16 protein-coding genes are annotated in these 17,463 nt (G+C 43.0%); 3 read left to right on the top strand and 13 right to left on the bottom strand.

Annotated elements, in window-relative coordinates:
* Positions 1 to 162: 162 nt before the first annotated feature.
* The 8 genes from odhB to cdaS all read right to left on the bottom strand — a co-directional run bounded on the left by odhB (position 163) and on the right by cdaS (position 11,784).
* Positions 163 to 1,416 (bottom strand): 2-oxoglutarate dehydrogenase complex dihydrolipoyllysine-residue succinyltransferase, encoded by a 1,254-nt coding sequence (gene odhB / locus WA279_RS04385; protein WP_015383870.1) that lies wholly within the window; start codon positions 1,414 to 1,416, stop codon positions 163 to 165.
* 15 nt (positions 1,417 to 1,431) lie between these two features.
* Positions 1,432 to 4,266 carry a 2-oxoglutarate dehydrogenase E1 component gene (sucA, locus tag WA279_RS04380; protein WP_015483337.1) on the bottom strand — a complete coding sequence of 945 codons (2,835 nt, stop codon included), beginning with the start codon at positions 4,264 to 4,266 and terminating at the stop codon, positions 1,432 to 1,434.
* Positions 4,267 to 4,494: 228 nt separating this feature from the next.
* Positions 4,495 to 6,411, bottom strand: a complete 1,917-nt coding sequence (locus WA279_RS04375) for a nitric oxide reductase activation protein NorD (RefSeq protein ID WP_336154388.1) — start codon at positions 6,409 to 6,411, stop codon at positions 4,495 to 4,497.
* 10 nt (positions 6,412 to 6,421) lie between these two features.
* Entirely contained in the window at positions 6,422 to 7,336 is a 915-nt protein-coding gene (locus WA279_RS04370; RefSeq protein ID WP_010886530.1) for an AAA family ATPase, read from the bottom strand.
* A 62-nt stretch (positions 7,337 to 7,398) separates the two neighbouring features.
* Complete coding sequence (locus tag WA279_RS04365) at positions 7,399 to 7,989, bottom strand: superoxide dismutase family protein (RefSeq protein WP_015251895.1); 591 nt, start codon at positions 7,987 to 7,989, stop codon at positions 7,399 to 7,401.
* 92 nt (positions 7,990 to 8,081) lie between these two features.
* Positions 8,082 to 9,326 carry a D-gamma-glutamyl-meso-diaminopimelic acid endopeptidase CwlS gene (gene cwlS, locus WA279_RS04360; RefSeq protein WP_004399265.1) on the bottom strand — a complete coding sequence of 415 codons (1,245 nt, stop codon included), beginning with the start codon at positions 9,324 to 9,326 and terminating at the stop codon, positions 8,082 to 8,084.
* 381 nt (positions 9,327 to 9,707) lie between these two features.
* On the bottom strand, positions 9,708 to 10,925 hold the full coding sequence (locus WA279_RS04355) for a macrolide family glycosyltransferase (RefSeq protein WP_336154387.1): 1,218 nt from the start codon (positions 10,923 to 10,925) through the stop codon (positions 9,708 to 9,710).
* Between the two features lie 235 nt (positions 10,926 to 11,160).
* Entirely contained in the window at positions 11,161 to 11,784 is a 624-nt protein-coding gene (gene cdaS, locus WA279_RS04350) for a cyclic di-AMP synthase CdaS (protein WP_326248482.1), read from the bottom strand.
* A 265-nt stretch (positions 11,785 to 12,049) separates the two neighbouring features.
* On the opposite strand from cdaS, the gene WA279_RS04345 reads away from it, so the two are divergent.
* Positions 12,050 to 13,393, top strand: a complete 1,344-nt coding sequence (locus WA279_RS04345; protein WP_336154386.1) for an MATE family efflux transporter — start codon at positions 12,050 to 12,052, stop codon at positions 13,391 to 13,393.
* A gap of 30 nt (positions 13,394 to 13,423) precedes the next feature.
* A complete protein-coding gene (rsbRC, locus tag WA279_RS04340; RefSeq protein ID WP_014480032.1) occupies positions 13,424 to 14,272 on the top strand; it encodes an RsbT co-antagonist RsbRC in 849 nt (282 codons plus the stop codon).
* Between the two features lie 25 nt (positions 14,273 to 14,297).
* On the opposite strand, the gene bshB2 is transcribed toward rsbRC, so the two are convergent.
* The 4 genes from bshB2 to rarD form a co-directional block, all read right to left on the bottom strand.
* Complete coding sequence (gene bshB2, locus WA279_RS04335; protein ID WP_003231215.1) at positions 14,298 to 14,963, bottom strand: bacillithiol biosynthesis deacetylase BshB2; 666 nt, start codon at positions 14,961 to 14,963, stop codon at positions 14,298 to 14,300.
* 18 nt (positions 14,964 to 14,981) lie between these two features.
* On the bottom strand, positions 14,982 to 15,332 hold the full coding sequence (locus WA279_RS04330) for a YojF family protein (protein ID WP_003231213.1): 351 nt from the start codon (positions 15,330 to 15,332) through the stop codon (positions 14,982 to 14,984).
* A complete protein-coding gene (locus WA279_RS04325) occupies positions 15,329 to 15,607 on the bottom strand; it encodes a hypothetical protein (protein WP_336154385.1) in 279 nt (92 codons plus the stop codon). The genes WA279_RS04330 and WA279_RS04325 overlap by 4 nt, the downstream gene beginning before the upstream one ends.
* Before the next feature lie 75 nt (positions 15,608 to 15,682).
* Positions 15,683 to 16,579, bottom strand: coding sequence for an EamA family transporter RarD (gene rarD, locus WA279_RS04320; RefSeq protein WP_336154384.1), 897 nt, complete (start codon positions 16,577 to 16,579; stop codon positions 15,683 to 15,685).
* A 98-nt stretch (positions 16,580 to 16,677) separates the two neighbouring features.
* Here rarD and gerT point away from each other — a divergent pair, with 98 nt between their 5' ends.
* Positions 16,678 to 17,151: a spore germination protein GerT gene (gene gerT / locus WA279_RS04315; RefSeq protein ID WP_015383878.1), complete on the top strand. Its 474-nt coding sequence runs from the start codon at positions 16,678 to 16,680 to the stop codon at positions 17,149 to 17,151.
* Positions 17,152 to 17,184: 33 nt separating this feature from the next.
* On the opposite strand, the gene WA279_RS04310 is transcribed toward gerT, so the two are convergent.
* Positions 17,185 to 17,421, bottom strand: a complete 237-nt coding sequence (locus tag WA279_RS04310) for a hypothetical protein (RefSeq protein WP_336154383.1) — start codon at positions 17,419 to 17,421, stop codon at positions 17,185 to 17,187.
* Positions 17,422 to 17,463: the final 42 nt, after the last annotated feature.

The raw sequence follows: 17,463 nt of genomic DNA, 5'->3' as shown, positions 1-17,463 counted from the left end.
GAGAAGAGTTTCTTGTGTGGAACATGAGAAAGACACCGTCCTTTTCAGTCTTTCTTTTATTTTATTACAGGGGAATTGATATTTTAAGGGAAAAATAAAGGCTGTCGAGATTTTCTCGACAGCCTGAAGGTACATCACTTTATCGTGATGTACCTTTTTTTATTATCCTTCTAATAAAAGCTGTTCAGGATCTTCCAGTAAATTTTTGATTGTCACGAGGAAACCAACCGCTTCTTTACCGTCTACAATTCGGTGATCATAAGATAAAGCGATATACATCATCGGACGGTTTTCGAAACGCTCTTCATCAATGGCTACAGGGCGCAGCTGAATCTTATGCATGCCGAGTATACCGACTTGCGGGCTGTTTAAAATTGGAGTTGACATCAATGAACCGAAAGTCCCTCCGTTTGTAATCGTGAAGGAGCCTCCCTGAAGCTCGCTAAGGGTTAATTTATTGTTTCTTGCTTTTTTCGCAAGCTCGCCGATCTCTTTTTCGATTCCTGCAAATGTCAGGCGATCCGCATCCCGCACAACCGGAACGACAAGGCCTTCATCAGCAGCAACAGCGATTCCGATATCGTAGAATTTTTTAACGATCAACTCATCGCCTTGAATTTCTGCATTCAACAGCGGATATTTTTTCAATGCAGCCACGACCGCTTTCGTGAAGAAAGACATAAAGCCGAGCTTCACTTCATTTTGCTCAAAGAATTGATCTTTGCGGCGTTTTCTGAGATTCATGACAGCCGTCATGTCCACTTCATTAAATGTGGTCAGCATCGCTGATGTTTGCTGTACCTCTACAAGGCGTTTTGCAATCGTTTGTCTGCGGCGTGACATTTTTTGCACTTCAACAGGTTTGTCAAAGCTTTGCTGTGCTTTTTGAGCCTGAGGCTGCTGCTTTTGCTGAGGAGCCGGTTTTGATGCCGGTTTTTCGTACGCTTCGACATCCTGCTTGCGCACTCTTCCAAGCGGATCTCCAGTTGGAACTTGAGACAGGTCAATTCCTTTTTCTCTCGCCAGCTTACGGGCCGACGGAGAAGCGATCGTTCTTGATTTTGCTTCAGATTGTGCTTCCTCGCTCACCTCTTGTGCAGCTGGTTCAGCCTGTTTCTCTTCTTTTATGCTTTCCTTGCTTTCTGCTTTCTCTGTAGGAGCAGGGGCAGAACTTTCACCCGCGCCTTCTGAAATCGTACCGATAATTTCTCCGACCTGGACGGTATCACCCGAATCTTTCAATACCTCTTGAAGTACACCCGATTCTTCTGCTGTCAATTCAACATTCACTTTATCCGTTTCTAGTTCAAGCAGATATTCACCCTGTTCTACATAGTCACCAGGCTGCTTTAACCATTGGGCTATTGTTCCTTCTGAGATTGATTCTGCTAATTCAGGTACCTTAATTTCCGCCATTTTTTCATTTCCCCCTTAGTTTTTGCGAGTCAAGCTATCAGATACAATACGTTCCTGTTCTTTTTTATGAACTGTCGGATCTCCCTCTGCAGGGCTGGATCGTCTTCTGCGTCCAATATATTGAACGCTTACTCCCTCTGGTGCAATCTCTGTCAAATACGGGCTGATATAACCCCAAGCCCCCATGTTCTGCGGCTCTTCCTGCACCCAAACGATTTCTTTCAGGTTCGGAAGTTTTGCAAATAATTCTTTGACTCCTTTTGCCGGGAATGGATACAGCTGTTCGATTCTCGCAATGTGAAGCCACTCTTTACCGTCTTCTAACTTATTAAAATGATCGCTAATGTCTATAGACACTTTACCGCTGGATAATACAAGTCTGGTTACTTTTTCATAGTCATGAGAAAGTCCCGACTGTTCATAAACAGGCTGGAAGCGGCTTTCGCTGAGCTCCTGCACTTCCGACACCGTATTTGGGTTGCGAAGAAGGCTCTTCGGCGTCATAATGACGAGCGGTCTGATTTCTTCACGAAGCAGCATTTTAGCCTGTCTTCTTAAAATATGGAAATACTGTGCCGCGCTTGTCAGGTTGGCAACCGTCCAGTTGTTTTCCGCTGCAAGCTGCAGGAATCGCTCGATTCTTCCGCTTGAGTGCTCAGGCCCCTGTCCCTCGTAACCGTGCGGAAGCAGCATGACTAATCCAGATTTTTGGCCCCATTTCGCGCGTCCGGCAGAAATAAATTGGTCAAAATACACTTGAGCAGCGTTGGCAAAATCTCCGTACTGTGCTTCCCACAAAACAAGCGTTTCCGGTGAATGCACGTTATAGCCGTATTCAAAACCGAGAACTGATCCTTCAGACAGCGGGCTGTTATGAACAGCAAATGATGTGCTGCAGTCAGATAAGTGATGAAGCGGCACAAATTCTTTGCCCGTCTCACTGTCATGAAGCACAAGGTTTCTTTGGGCGAACGTTCCACGCTCGGAATCCTGTCCTGTTAAACGAATCGGTGTTCCGTCTTTCAAAATTGAAGCAAACGCGAGTGATTCTGCCAAAGACCATTCCACTTTTCTGTCATCATCGAACGCCTTGGCGCGTCTTTCTAAAATGCGCTTTAGCTTGCCGAAAACATTAAATGACTCCGGCCAGTTGATCAATTCGCCATTCAGCTTGCGGAGCACATCAAAATCAATCGAAGTGTCCACATCTGGGAAACCGTTTGATACAGGCTCTGGAAGTTCAATTTCACAAGCAGTGTGTTCCTTTTTAGACGGAACTTTCTGATATGCATCCTCAATGCGCTTCGTTACCGATTTTTCGATGTTTTGAACGACTTCCTCGGTAAGTACGCCTTCTTTTACCAGCTTTTCAGCGAAAATTTGTTTGACGGTCGGATGCTTTCTGACAGCATCATACAACATTGGCTGAGTGGTTGACGGTTCATCCATTTCGTTGTGTCCATAGCGTCTGTACCCGATCAAATCAATCAGAAAATCCTTGTTGAATGTTTTTCGGTATTCGACCGCAAACTTAACAGCTGAAAGACAAGCTTCAGGATCGTCCGCATTCACGTGAACAATCGGAATTTCATAACCCTTGGCCAGGTCGCTGGCATATTTTGTCGATCTGGATTCAGCGCTTTCTGTTGTAAATCCGATCATGTTATTGGCGATAATATGAATCGCACCGCCTACTTGATACCCTTTTAAAGAGCTTAAATTCAATGTTTCAGCTACAATTCCTTCCCCAGGGAATGCAGCATCTCCATGGATTAAAATGGCCAGCGATTTTGTTTCATCTTGTACCGGGTATCCGCTTTGTGTTCGCGTTTCCTGTGCCGCTCTAGTGCTGCCTTCAACAATCGGATTGATAAATTCCAAGTGGCTCGGGTTGTTCGCTAACGTAATGCGCGCTGATTTTGTTTCAGCGTCTTGAAGCTCCCGATTCGCCCCCAAATGGTATTTGACATCCCCTGTCCATCCGTAGCTGATTCCAATGGATCCCTCAGACGGAACAAGATCTTTATTCGGCGCATGCTGGAATTCAGAGAAGATGATTTCATACGGTTTGCCGAGCACATGTGCCAAGACATTCAGGCGTCCCCTGTGCGCCATCCCGATGTTGACACTTGTCGTGCCTGATTTGACAGATTGTGCAATAATGTCATCAAGCACTGGAACAAGAGCGTCCAGACCCTCAATGGAAAAGCGCTTCTGCCCGACGAATGTGCGGTGCAAAAACTGCTCAAAGCCCTCTACTTCTGTCAATCTTTCCAGCACAGCTGACAGCTTTTCAGCTGAGTTCTTCTGGAACAGCTCGCCAGATTCAATCTTTCTTGTCAGCCACTCGCGCTCTTTGAAGTCATGCACATGGTCAAATTCAAAAGAGATGGTTCTTTTATACGTATTTCGTAAATACTGAATGGCTTCTAAACCGTTCGTAATGTTTTTAGGAGCGTCTTTGCAGATGACAGACGCAGGTATTGCTTTTATTTCCTCTTCTGTTAGCCCGTAATCGGATAATGGAAAAAGTTCACTCTTTTTCTCATCCTTTCTGAGCGGATTGACGGAAGCGTTCAAATGGCCATAGGTTCGGATATCTTCTGCAAGTCTGACTGCGGATGCGATCTTTTGAATCAGATCGGCTGTAACACGTCCCTTTTCTTTTGTTCCCGAGGCCTCTTTTATATCGCTTGGCGGAGCACCGAGCTCGTCGAACATTTCCTTCAAATCCGGGTCAATGCTGTTCGGATCCTGGGTATACTGATCGTAAAGCTCCAGCGCATAGCCGAGGTTCGGACCGTAAAAATCTTCCCAATTCATTCGTTGTTTCATACTATTTTGAAACATTTGAATATTACCCCCAACTTAAATAATCAAGTGATTGATTCACTATCTTGAAATAACTTTCGAACGCTGTGTCCAAAATTATGTAATAAAAACGCTTCCAACGATATTTTACCACTGTTTGCAATTTGATTCTACCTTGATTGTTCACAAAATAGTAAAAAACCTTTATAAAAAACAAAAAATTTAATCATTCGAAAAAACAAACGCCAAAAAGCATAGGATTAAGGGCTATCCTATGCTTTTATGAAGCAGTTTTTTCAGCAGCGGATACAAAACATCCGGTAGCTGATCAACATCCGGGACAAATATACTGAATTTTCCGTACATATCCTGGATCGTCTTCATTTGCGATTCTTCTATTTCTGAGTTGGAGAGAAAAACATTTATCACTTCTATTCCTCTTTTTCGGGCTTCGATAACCGCCTCACTTGTATCGACGATCCCATTTTGTTCATAGCCAAATGCGGCCGGCTCTCCATCTGAGAAAACAATTAAGAACTTTTGCGCCTCGCTGCGATGCAGCATTTTTTTCGTCATCTGCCTAATTGCGTACCCGTCACGGTTATCTTCTTCTGGCTCAAGCTGCATAATGGCCGGTCCAGACTCTTGTCTTAATGATGATTGGAAGGGAATAACCGTATTGAAATAGTTTGGCTGGCTTGTTTCGGTTGCATCATTTGTGTCCTCCCAGAACCCGACAATCTGATGCGGAACCGCTACCGATTTCAACGCTTCGTGAAACAGCACGATTCCTCGTTTTGTTTCGTCCATTTTGTCGAACATGCTGGCTGAACAATCGACCAGCAATGTAAAAACTGCGTCTATTTCTGAAGATGGTTCTTGCTTTTTGTAGAATAGGCGCGGATTTCGCTCAGTGAAGTAGCGAAGAAGCTTATTATTCAGTCTCCCGGCATGAAGATCTGTTCTCGGCAATGTTTTTTTATGCTCCAGCGTTTTTTGAATCATTTGTTTCAAACGCTTTTGATACGATTCAATCGTTTTTGCCTGCTGTTTATAAGAAAGCTCCTCTTCACTAGTTGCCGGCTGCGGTTCTTTATAAATTGGAAATGCATATTTATTTTCTTTGCCGTCAGCCATACCCGCTCCGTTCGGCTGGTCTTTTTGAGACTCCAGCGCTTCCAGCTTGGAATAGTCTTTCCGTTTCGTTTGTCTGGCTGATCCTTGAACAGAGCCAAGGGCCTGATCTCCATCGTCGCCTTCCCTTGAAGCATCTTTTCCTAAATCTGATTTTGCGCCGTGTTCAATATCAAATTGAAGGAAGCTTTTAGACGGTGCTTCTGTTTCCCGATGCCATGTCGGCATTTCTTCTTCATGGATATCCTCATCACCGTCTGATTGTTTTGGAAGCGTGATGTCATCACTCAGCTTCGGCGCTTTTTTCTCTTCTTCAAATAACGGCTGTTCTGCAGCTTTTGCGTAGTCAAGCTCAGGCAAAAAGAAGTAGGTGTTCAACATGTCTTTATCGAGCACCTCTTCAAGCCCATCCATGAGGTCCTCAACAATTTTCAGAACCTGCCGTGTCGAATCTGCTTCATACACACGCAAGAGCTGCTGTTCAATAAACGGGCGCATTAGATCGATATCTTCACGCATGGACGGAAGGGTCTCAAGCGGCGATTCCGTTGTGAGCTTGACATAGATCGCGCAAAAGAGCGCATCGGTAAAAATGCTTCGTTCCAAATTTAAGGTCAGCTGGGTAGAGAAATGTTTTCTGTACATGTCTTTTCGCTTCGCAAATACATGTTTCGTACCCGGACGCTCACGTTTGATGCATTCTTCGATCCTAATGTCTTCAAGCAGCATAAAGAGCTGCTTGGCAAAACTTTTAAAGGTAAGATGGCGATGGATATCATTCAAAAAGTTCGCAAACTCATGCAGCGAGCTATATCTTGTTCCGACTGAACGCAGGTAGACGTCGCTTTTCAGACCCGCTTCCATGTCCTCAGCTGCCCTGTCTTTCCAAAAGTGGCTCATATAGATTTTCTTTTCAAATGGATTGTAATAGGACTGAACGCCATACTCCACTTCTACCGCTTCACTCTTGGTGAGTGTTTTGGCCAAATCAGTCAGCATCATAAATAAAAATGAATCAATCGTGCTGTCGTTAAATTTGATAAATTTCATCGCAGCCCCCTCATTCAAACAGAGTTTCTGCAATATTTCGGACAGCCGCTTTTTCCCGATCATCATCAAGCTTTTCTACAATTCCCCGCTCAATGGCACGACGCGGCGGAATATAAGCAGCTAAATCACATGTATCGATTAAAGCTCTGATGGATGCCGCTTCTTCAGACACCTGTCCGTTATTGGCCTGAACGATCAAGTCAGAGGAAAGCGTAATAAATCTGTCAATCAATTTCTCGTCTTTCAGGGCTGACTGAGACATGAGCACTTGTTTCAGCAGCTCGCCTTTAATATAAGGCACATCAATGATGACAAAACGGTTTTTCAACGCTTCATTCAGAGGAACAGTTCCGACATAGCCTTCATTGATGGCTGCAATGACTCCGAAACCGCTTTTAGCCCGTATGACCTCGCCTGTAAACGGATTTGTCATCATTTTTCTGTAATCTAATACACCGTTTAAAATAGGCAGTGTTTCCGGCTTCGCCATATTGATTTCATCTATATAAAGAAAATGGCCTTCCTTCATTGCCTTTGTAACAGGTCCTGAAACAAACTCGATTGTCGCCTGGCCAGATTGATTTTCAATCGTTTTATAACCGACCAATGCCTCAGCGTCCAAGTCGACTGAACAGTTGACGCTGTGCATCGGTTTATGAAAATAGCTGGACAATGTTTCTGCCAGCTTTGTTTTCCCTGAACCTGTAGGCCCTTTCAGCAGGACATTTTTCCCCATGGCTAATGCAATAATGGCGTCAAATAAAATGGCTTCATCCTCCGCCTCATAGCCTGATGTTCCTATAAGCGATTGAAACTCTGGGGAAATAGGCTGCTCTTTATATGATAAAAGCTTTTGTTGTATATCTTCCGGCAATGTTAAGTGCTGTAGTTGTGTTGTCATAGACAGATTCCCTTTCCTATTCATATTCCTTAACGAGTATACTAAAAAAGCCCCTGTATGCTCAATACAAAAGGGCTTGGATGATATTACTGCTTCTCGTTATTTCCCAAAAGGGCTCCGCAGACAATACGCGCACCGGAATTGCCGCTTGGGTTTGTCAGATAATCGTCCGCTTGTTCATGAATAATAAATGCACTTCCGTCCTCGTCGAGAATATTTAGTTTACTTCCTTTTTTCAGTGAAGTGTCAGGCGCATTCATTATGACATCTACCTTTCCATCAGCACCGACTTCAAGGTTCGGCAGATCTCCGGCATGATGCCCCATCGGATTATTGAAGCCGTGTTCTTTGTTCAGTGGATTAAAGGGACCGCCCGCTGATTCAAAATCCGGCCTGACACAAGAACCTTTCTCATAAATATGAAAACCGAGAGAAGCACCTGGACGCAGGCTGTTTGCGGAAATATGAATATCGAGGCCTTCATCATCTGATTCTTTGATCTCTATAAAGCCGACTGCTTTCCCTTCACGATTGACCAACTGGACATGATGACCAAACGCTGACGTTTCAACCACTTTTTTTTCCGGCACCCGGTTAGGAGGGTCTGGAGGTTTTTTTTGTCCGCATCCGGCAACTCCCAGTGCCGTCAGCATCATCAACAGCAAGAGACGGTACATACTGTCTCCCCCTTGTTTTTTCTAACAGTGTGGTCAATCATTGTCTGGTATAAACAAAAAAGCCTATAAAAGGCTTTTTGTCATACTCATTTTTAAAAATAACTTCTTGCGCCCAAGTACCGCTGTTTCCAATACGAATTGCTGAGATTGGAAATGTCGACGCCCGATGAGCTTGCATGAATAAAATCACCGCCGCCTAGATAAATCCCCATGTGAGACGGGCCGGATTTATATGTGGTAAAGAAGACAAAGTCTCCTACTGACGGCTGGCTGACTTTCTGCATGACATTCCAATACCCTGCCGTACTCAATCTTGATATAGATGATACATTATTAATGAGGTAATAAATGAAGCCGCTGCAATCAAAACCAGCAGGCGTGTTTCCGCCCCATCGGTAAGGCACTCCGACATATTTTTTCGCTTCCGTTATCATTCTGTCAATCTTCGAACCTATTTGAATGTTTGACCCTGAGTTATCTTTTGGCTTTGTTGGCTTTGTCGGATTTGAAGGATTAGATTTTGATGCTCCCGAAATAGTCAGAACCTGCCCGATTTGCAACACATCCGATGATAAATTGTTTTTATCACGGATGCTTTGGACAGTGACTCCGAGCCGATTTGCAATTTTCCACAGCGAATCGCCTGCTTTTACCTTGTACGTCGTTGTTTTTGAGGGATTGGAGTTTGACGGCTTTTTGGAACCGCTGTTTCCGTTCTTAGGTGAACTGCTTCCTTTTATTTTGAGCACCTGTTTAGGATAAAGTGTATCTGATGTTAAGCCATTTAAGGTTTTTAATTCGGCTACAGTCATATTTAAGCTGTTTGCGATTTTCCACAGTGAGTCACCAAGCTTGACCGTATATGTACTTTTTGAAGAACCTGAAGAATTGGAACCGCTGTTTTTCTTTGATCCATTTGATCCGCTTGAACTGCTTGTCCCTTTGATCTTAAGCTTTTGCCCCGGACGAATCAGGTCACTGCTCAGGCTGTTTAAGCTTTTAAGCTCAGAAACACTCATTTTATGATTTTTAGCAATCATCCATAGGGAATCACCATATGCAACTGTGTATGTTGATGTTTTGCTTGAGTTAGATGGGGATGTCGTGCTTTTTTTGCTGCTTTCAGGAACCTTAAGACTTTGTCCGACATAAAGCACCGTTGATTTCAATTTGTTTTCGGATTTCAGAGCTGATATTGTCGTATCATACTGGCGGGAAAGTTTCCAAAGAGAGTCACCGCTTTTTACTTTTATCGTTTTTGCTTCCGCTGGTGCTGCGGCCATCGACGACCCAACAACTGCAGAAACAGCCAAGCCGGCTACAATCTTCTTTTTCATTCATTCAACCTCCTAAACTGTTTTTTTGTAAAAACAGCTAGTATTTTGTTTCCAAAAATGGCACACAACTGTTTTATCGTCAATTTTTCAGCAAGTTAAACCCTTTTCAAACATTTGGCGCAGTATTTTCAGCATCGTTCGACCTTTAAACCTTCAAATAAACATCTAACATTTTACATAAGCATGATATGTTTTTCGAAAGTCTAAGGAACTATTTAAGTGAGGGTAAAAATGATGGTTTTCTATTGATGAACGAAGCAGTTTCTCCTCCTTTCTTGTCTATTTTTCTAATCAATTCTCTATCGGCGTGTCAAATCCCTTCCTCTGCATTCTTATGAAATGGCAAAAAGCCTGTTCTTTCGATAAGAACAGGCTTTTACACTATGCATTTGCTGATTGAGTTTTTTGTTTTACAGCTTCAAGAATGCTATCGGCCGCTTTTTTAGAGCCGCCTGCCACTTTCAGTGATTGTCCAATTTCTTTTGCCTTTTCAGCATACGAACGATTATTCATTACATCTTGTATCGTCTCTTTCAGAAGGCTTTCAGATAATTCTTCTTTTTTTAACACTTTTCCTGCGCCGACTTTTTCCACCTGATCTGCGACAACAAATTGGTCGCCTCCCATCGGAATGACAACGAGCGGGGTTTCAAAATACAAACCTTCACTTGTGCTGTTCATTCCGCCGTGTGTCACAAATAAGCTGGCTCTTTTCAATATCTCAAGCTGAGGGACATACGGGCGTACAATGAAATTCTCCGGAATGTCGTTTAACTCACTTGTTTTAATATGCTTGCCGATGGAAAGCACAACTTTACCGTCAAAGTCCTTACACACTTCAAGGCATTGATTAAAAAACTGCTTTTGATTATTAAAAATGGTTCCCATTGAAATAAACAGCACGTTTTCATTGTCAATCTGATCAAATGGGAAATCATTGTTTCCGGCTCTTTCTGTAATGGAAGGACCGACAAATACATATCGCTCGCCAAATCGCTCAGCCAGTGGCTGAAATCCCCTTGATGTAAAGACGATTGTCAAGTCACCATCAGCTAAAAAAACATCAAATGGCTTCTTGATCTCTGCTTGAAAATCATCATTTAACGTTTCTGCAAGCTGCTGGTATGATTCATAATGAGGCGAATCTTCAAGTGATCCTTTCATGTACGCTCCCATCATTTTCTTCGCAAATTCCTCATTCATCGCAAAGGTTGTACACAATGAAAATCTTGGCAGCTTCAGCATGTTGGCAATGACTTTACCGGCGAGAAGATGGTGATCATATATGACATAATCATACAATTCATGTTTGACTTCCTCATAAATATGAGTCGCGATATCCTTACAGGCTTTCAAAAAAGCGCAGAGCATTTCTGTGAAATCTCTTTCTTCATCGCCGGTTGCGTTTTTCCCGAAGTAATCTCCTCTGAAATCATGATACTCACGAAACTCAATATCAAGAGCTGTGATTTTTTCTTTATATTCCTTCACTGCGTAGTACGTAATGTTTTCTCCCCGGGATTTCAGCTCCTTCATCACACCGATAGAGGGATTAATATGCCCTTCACCGGGGAAACCGATCATTAATACATTTGCCATGCGGCAGCACCCTTCCTTTGAAAATTTATATAATATTTTATACGGTACTATAAATACATAAACAGGTAAAGTATTTCACTTGATTAATATTCATCACATATAACTTTTCTACCAGTTTATATTCCCTGTCTTCAAGACAAAAAGCATTCAGCTTGAAGCGAATGCTTTAATAAAGATACGAATTCAGTCATTTTGTCTCATGATAGGATTCTTAATCAGGCCCTTTTTATTATTTTTACGTTCTTGGTGAAATTAACGGATATAATACACCGTCTTTGGCAAACGACATCTTCCCTGTTTCCTCTGAAACCACGAGCACCAGTGCATCCGTATAGCCCGACATACCGAGAGCCGCCCGGTGCCGGGTTCCCAAATGGATATCCACTTCCTTAGTCGTCAGCGGGAGCACATTGGCTGCTGACACGAGTTTGTTTTCCCTCACTAACAAAGCGCCGTCATGAAGAGGGTTTCCGGGAAAAAAGATGCTTTCAATTAATGAAGAGCTGATCTCGGCGTGTAGGGAGGTGCCTTTTTGAATAAAATGTTCAACCGGGTCTGCTCTTTCAATCACAATTAAAGCTCCATGCTTATGTTCCGATAAGGCTTTAATCGCCTTGGCCAGCTCAATAAATGCCGGCGTAAATTCCTCAATGTATGATTGCAAATAAAAGGAGGATGCAATCCCCTGCATGTCCTGAAAAACGTGCCCCAAATCATCTAATTCACAAAGAAGGCACTGGTCTTTTTCGTGAAGCGTTTTCAAGATTAGAGATGCATCCCCTAATATTTGCTCTAAGTACACCTGTATTTTCCCCTTGAACGCATTTTCTGATATCTGCTCATAGCGCATAATCTTCATCTCCTGTTCAAATTTCCAACTTTTCACGAATGCTTATCTTATTGATGCACATTCTATTGGTAAAGGAGGGATGTAAAGAATGGAAATCGAAAGAATCATTCAGTATATTTGCACCTTTTTAGGCGTGATTTCGCTTTCTTTTATTTATGCCCAAATGTTTAGAAAAACGAAACCGACAAAAAAAGAATAGGCCCGGCGTTCATTGCTTTTTATACATAAAATGTTATAATTTCTCTCGTTATGAAAAAGAAACGGAGATCAATGTATGAAAGAAACTCAAAATGCCCGGGAAAAAATCAAACAGCTCTTGCACATTTTAATACCGATATTCATTACCCAGGCGGGGCTTTCTCTTATGACTTTTCTAGATACGGTGATGTCAGGGAAAGTCAGCCCCGCTGATTTAGCGGGTGTCGCGATTGGCTCAAGCCTTTGGACCCCTGTTTACACAGGACTTGCAGGTATATTAATGGCGGTCACCCCGATTGTCGCTCAGCTATTAGGCGCAGAGAAAAAACAGAAGATCCCCTTTACTGTTTTACAGGCTGTATACGTGGCCGCGCTACTTAGCATCGCCGTTTTATTGATTGGATATGCTGCAGTTGACCTTATTCTTGGCCGATTGAACCTTGATATTCACGTGCATCAGATTGCTAAACACTTTTTAGGCTTTTTATCACTGGGAATTTTCCCTTTATTTGTTTACACCGTGTTGAGATCATTCATCGACTCATTAGGAAAAACGAGAGTCACCATGATGATTACACTCAGTTCTCTTCCGATCAATTTTGTATTGAATTATGTATTTATCTTCGGGAAGTTCGGAATGCCGGCACTTGGGGGTGTCGGCGCGGGGCTGGCATCCGCGTTAACTTATTGGTGTATCTGCATCATCAGTTTTTTCATTATTCATAAAAACGCACCGTTTTCTGAATACGGGATTTTCCTTACCATGTATAAGTTCTCTTGGAAAGCATACAAAAATTTGCTCAAAATCGGGCTGCCTATTGGGTTCGCCGTGTTTTTTGAAACGAGCATTTTCGCAGCTGTCACGCTTCTCATGAGCCATTTTCATACAGTGACCATCGCGTCCCACCAGGCAGCCATGAATTTTGCGTCTCTTTTATATATGCTGCCGCTCAGCGTATCCATGGCTTTAACAATTGTTGTCGGGTTTGAAGCTGGTGCAGCCCGTTTTAAGGATGCACGCTCATATAGCTTAATCGGCATCATGATGGCGATCGGCTTTTCTTTGTTCACTGCCGCCTGTATCCTTTTATTCAGAGAGCAAATTGCGGGCATGTACACCTCTGACCCCGATGTGCTCCGGCTGACACAGCACTTTTTAATTTATGCGCTATTTTTTCAGCTTTCCGATGCTGTTGCCGCACCGATCCAGGGAGCACTCAGAGGGTACAAAGATGTGAACTATACGCTTGCGGCCGCTTTTGTCTCTTACTGGGTCATTGGCCTTCCGGTCGGTTATATGGTCGGTACGTTTACAAGCCTCGGTGCATTCGGCTATTGGATTGGATTAATAGCGGGACTCGCCGCCGGAGCAGTTGGGCTGTTTTTCAGGCTGGCAAAACTGCAAAAACGTTATTCGTAAAAACAACACATTTAAAAGAGGTGATCAATCATGGCAAAAAACAAAAAATTATTCGAGTATCTTTCCCAGCATGCGGAAACCATCAGTTCAACATGGTATGAAACAATCGAGGAGACTGATCCCAATTCCATTTATGCCTCAACAGACCCTGTTGTCATTCACAATTTAAAGAGCCAGAATCTTGCCTTTAACTATAAAATAAACCGTATTTTTATAGATGATGAGGACGTATACTTGCCTATACTGAAAGAATGGGCCTTTGAAGTCACACAGGATCAAGAGCATTTAAAAACTCCTATCCACTATATTATTCGGGAGTTTGTCAGAGTGAGAGATTTATATGTTTCCTATGTGAAAGAATTTGTCCATCTCAATCAAGATACTGTGAAAAGCGAAGAAGCCGAAGACCTGTATCACGCCCTTATAAAAGCGTTTGATCTTGTGATTCATATTTTTATAGAAGAAATGTACAAAAACACAAGCCTTCAGCTTCAGGCCCAAAAAGATATGATTACTGAATTGAGCGCTCCGGTCATCGTGCTGTTTCACAGCGTCGGACTGCTGCCTTTAATCGGAGATATTGATACAGTCCGCGCCAAGCTGATTATGGAAAACACACTGCATCAATGTGCGAAAAAAAAGGTGACACAACTGTATATTGATTTGTCAGGAGTAGCTGTGATTGATACGATGGTTGCCCATCAGCTGTTCAGTCTGATTGAGGCGCTTCGTTTAATCGGTGTTTCTTCAACTTTGTCTGGAATCCGTCCGGAAATCGCGCAAACAGCGGTTCAGCTAGGTTTGTCTTTCGAAGGTATTTCCTTGAGATCCACTCTCGCTTCAGCAATTGCATCGGACTTAAAATTAAAAAAGGTATAAGGCTTAAGGCCTTATACCTTTTTGATTAATCATTCCATTGATACGTCCAATATATTTCTTCTTCAAACCATGTTGCCATAACAGGTTCATTATTTTTCAATTTCTCTTCAAGCTCTCTGAGCATGCCTTCTGTTTGTGTGCGGTGAGCTCTTAACGCATTCATTTTAATATCAGCTACTTCTTTGATATCAAGTACGACATCAGCTTCGCCGAGAACCTCTTCTCTGTTGCGGGTAATGGCCATGCAGATTGTACGCGGACGGTCTTCTTTCTTTTTGCGATATAATGCACGGATAACCGCTTCCCCGCATGCATCATGGTCAGGGTGCACGCCGTGTCCGGGATAAAATGTGACAATTAAACTTGGTTTTACATCATCTATGATCTCTTCCATGATATCAGCTAAATACTCATCATCTTCAAATTCGAGCGTTTTGTCACGGAGTCCAAGCATACGAAGGTCATTGATATCCATTTCTTTGCAAGCGTTGATGAGCTCTTGTTTTCTTAGCAGCGGCAACGTTTCACGATTCGCGAAAAATGGATCGCCCATATTTCTGCCCATTTCACCTAAAGTGGCGCAGGCATACGTAACGGGAATGTCTTTTTTTCTGTTTAAGGCAATTAGACCTGCCACTCCATATGATTCATCATCAGGGTGAGGCAGGATTACTAGTACATGTTCTTTCATTATTATTCACCCTTTTCTTTAAACTGTGAACGGTTTTTCGCTGATTTGCAGAGAAATAGCCAGTTTACCGCCCGGCAGGTGTCCCGCCATTAATAAACGGTTTTCTTCATCTACCGTGTATTCAGTCAAGCCTTCAGCATAAATCCAGCCTTCTTCTGTTTTCAAGCCAACGCGGTAAGGTCCATTGCCTTTGATTTTTGCCTGATGATAAGTGACTTTTGCATTGCGGATATACGCAACAACCGTCATGTTCTTTTCATTTAAATGCGCTGAATAAGAACCTGTGGTGGTTTCTAAATGGATATATACAGGGCGGTCCGCATATCGTTCTAAAGATGCTTGCACATCTTCTTTTATGATTGCTTTCATGATTGCTCCCCTCTTTCTTCTTTTAAATACTCTGCACGTTTTGTATGTAATTTGACCAGCTGATATTTCACAGCCGGTTCGAGCTGTGAATTCACGATGCGCTGAATCGCGGCAAAATATTTTTCCAGCATCGGTTTTCGGAGTCTTGGATGTGTTCGTTTATCCAAAAGCTCAAGATCAATCGCCTCTGCTACCGCTTCTGCATTATCATGTGCGAGAGATCGGTTATTCCAAAGTGAAGCATAGGCTTTCACTATCTCTTTATCATTGTCCATCGTCTTGCTCCTTTATGTCTTACATACATGAAATGATTATACATAATATATGCATCAGCTGAAAAGCCAAAGGCCTCAATGGCTTTTTGACGCCCGTTTCCACTTCACTTGTGAAAACGTAAACAAGAGCAGCGCAGCCCATATACAGCTGAATGTAAAAGCCTTCGAGCTTGAAAATGGCTCATGGTAAACAAACAGCCCGATCAGCAGAGTAATGGTCGGCGCAATATATTGTAAGATACCGACTTGATACAGCGGCAGCCGTTTCGCTCCTTCCGCAAACAATAAGAGCGGCAAAGCCGTAAACACACCGGCCAAAAAGAGAAGCAGCCACGTCCCTCCGCTTTCTGCACCCGCTGGCTGAACATGTCCGCTGAACAGCAAATACCCCAATGCAATCGGCATAATCATGAATGTTTCCAGCGTTAAGCCGATGGCGCTCGGCAGGCTTGTTCTTTTTTTGCTTAACCCGTACAGCCCAAAACTGAATGCCAGCAGAAGCGAAACATAAGGAATGGAGCCGTATTGGAACGCCGAGATGATGACACCGGCTGCCGCAATCGAAACGGCCACTAATTGCAGGCGATTCAGTTTTTCCTTTAAAAATAAAATCCCAAGGAGCACTGATACAAGCGGATTAATGTAATAGCCAAGACTAGCCTCAAGCAAAAAGCCATGGTTGACAGCCCATATGTATACAAACCAGTTGATCGAAATCAGGATAGAAGCAAGAAATAAAGAGAGGATCCCTCCGTTCTTTTTCAGAGAGCGCAGCTCCTGCCATCCTATTTTCCATTGCCGCAAGAAAAAAAGTACGATACACATAAAAACAAAAGACCATATAATACGATGAGCCAAAATATCAAGAGCCGGCAGCTGTTCGAGAAGCTTCCAATAGAGCGGAAACAGGCCCCACATGATAAAGGAAACGGCTGTGTAAATAACGCCTTTTTTTGTTTCTGAATATTGCATTTATATCCCTGCCTTTCTTTAGAGCATCTTATATTATATCACGTGAAAGATCTGGCGGGCATATACTATTTTGTCCGTGAAGAAAGGATGTGAAGACAATGTTTGAGTGGAACAAGTACTTTCCTTTCCACAATCAATTTTCTAAAGAAGCATTAAAAAAAGCTGATCCGAAAGAAGTTGAAACGTATGTCAATCGTGTGATGGAAAGTGTGTTCGGCAGTGATTATGCGGCTCAATTTCCTTTCCGCGATCCTCTCCCCCAAAAAGAACAGCCCGCCAAACCTGATGCAAAACCTGATGTCAAACCTGATATTGATATATTCGAAACTGCAGACCATGTGTTTGTAAAGGTGCCAATCAGCGAAGAATGGCTGGAACAAGTGAGAATCAAACACACATCTCACGAATTATGGTTGGAAAACTTCCCAAGAGCAGATCATCCGAAAAAAGTAAATCTTCCTTGTTTAGTCAAACGCAAAGGAACAAAAGCCGTCTATAAGGATGGCCTTCTGGAAGTCATGTTTCAAAAGCAGCAAGACTACAATATGTCTGAGGTAGAAATCATCCGATAAAAAACGGCCTGCAATCGATGCAGGCCGTTTTTATTAATAGAAGCCGGGATATCCCCCGTATGGCTCGCCGGCACCAAAACCGTACGGTCCGCCTCCGTATCCATAAGGGCCAGGAGGATAGGCATAGGGACGAGAATAGTTAAACAGCGCACTCCCGAGAAAACCGCCTAATAAACCGCCGACTAGAGGAGCGCCAAACAAAAAAGGACTACGCGCCGGATATCCGGCTGGACCTGGGATTCCGCGTAAATACGAATGATGAGGGTACATGATTTTTTCCTCCTTTATGTCTGCCTATACGTAAAGTATTCA

Origin of the sequence: Bacillus sp. 204(2023) (genome assembly GCF_037027505.1) — a bacterium.
In the GTDB taxonomy this organism is placed as follows: Bacteria; Bacillota; Bacilli; order Bacillales; family Bacillaceae; genus Bacillus; species Bacillus subtilis.
The sequence above is the reverse complement of the archived record's forward strand: the minus strand, read 5'-3'. Positions and strand labels throughout refer to the sequence as shown.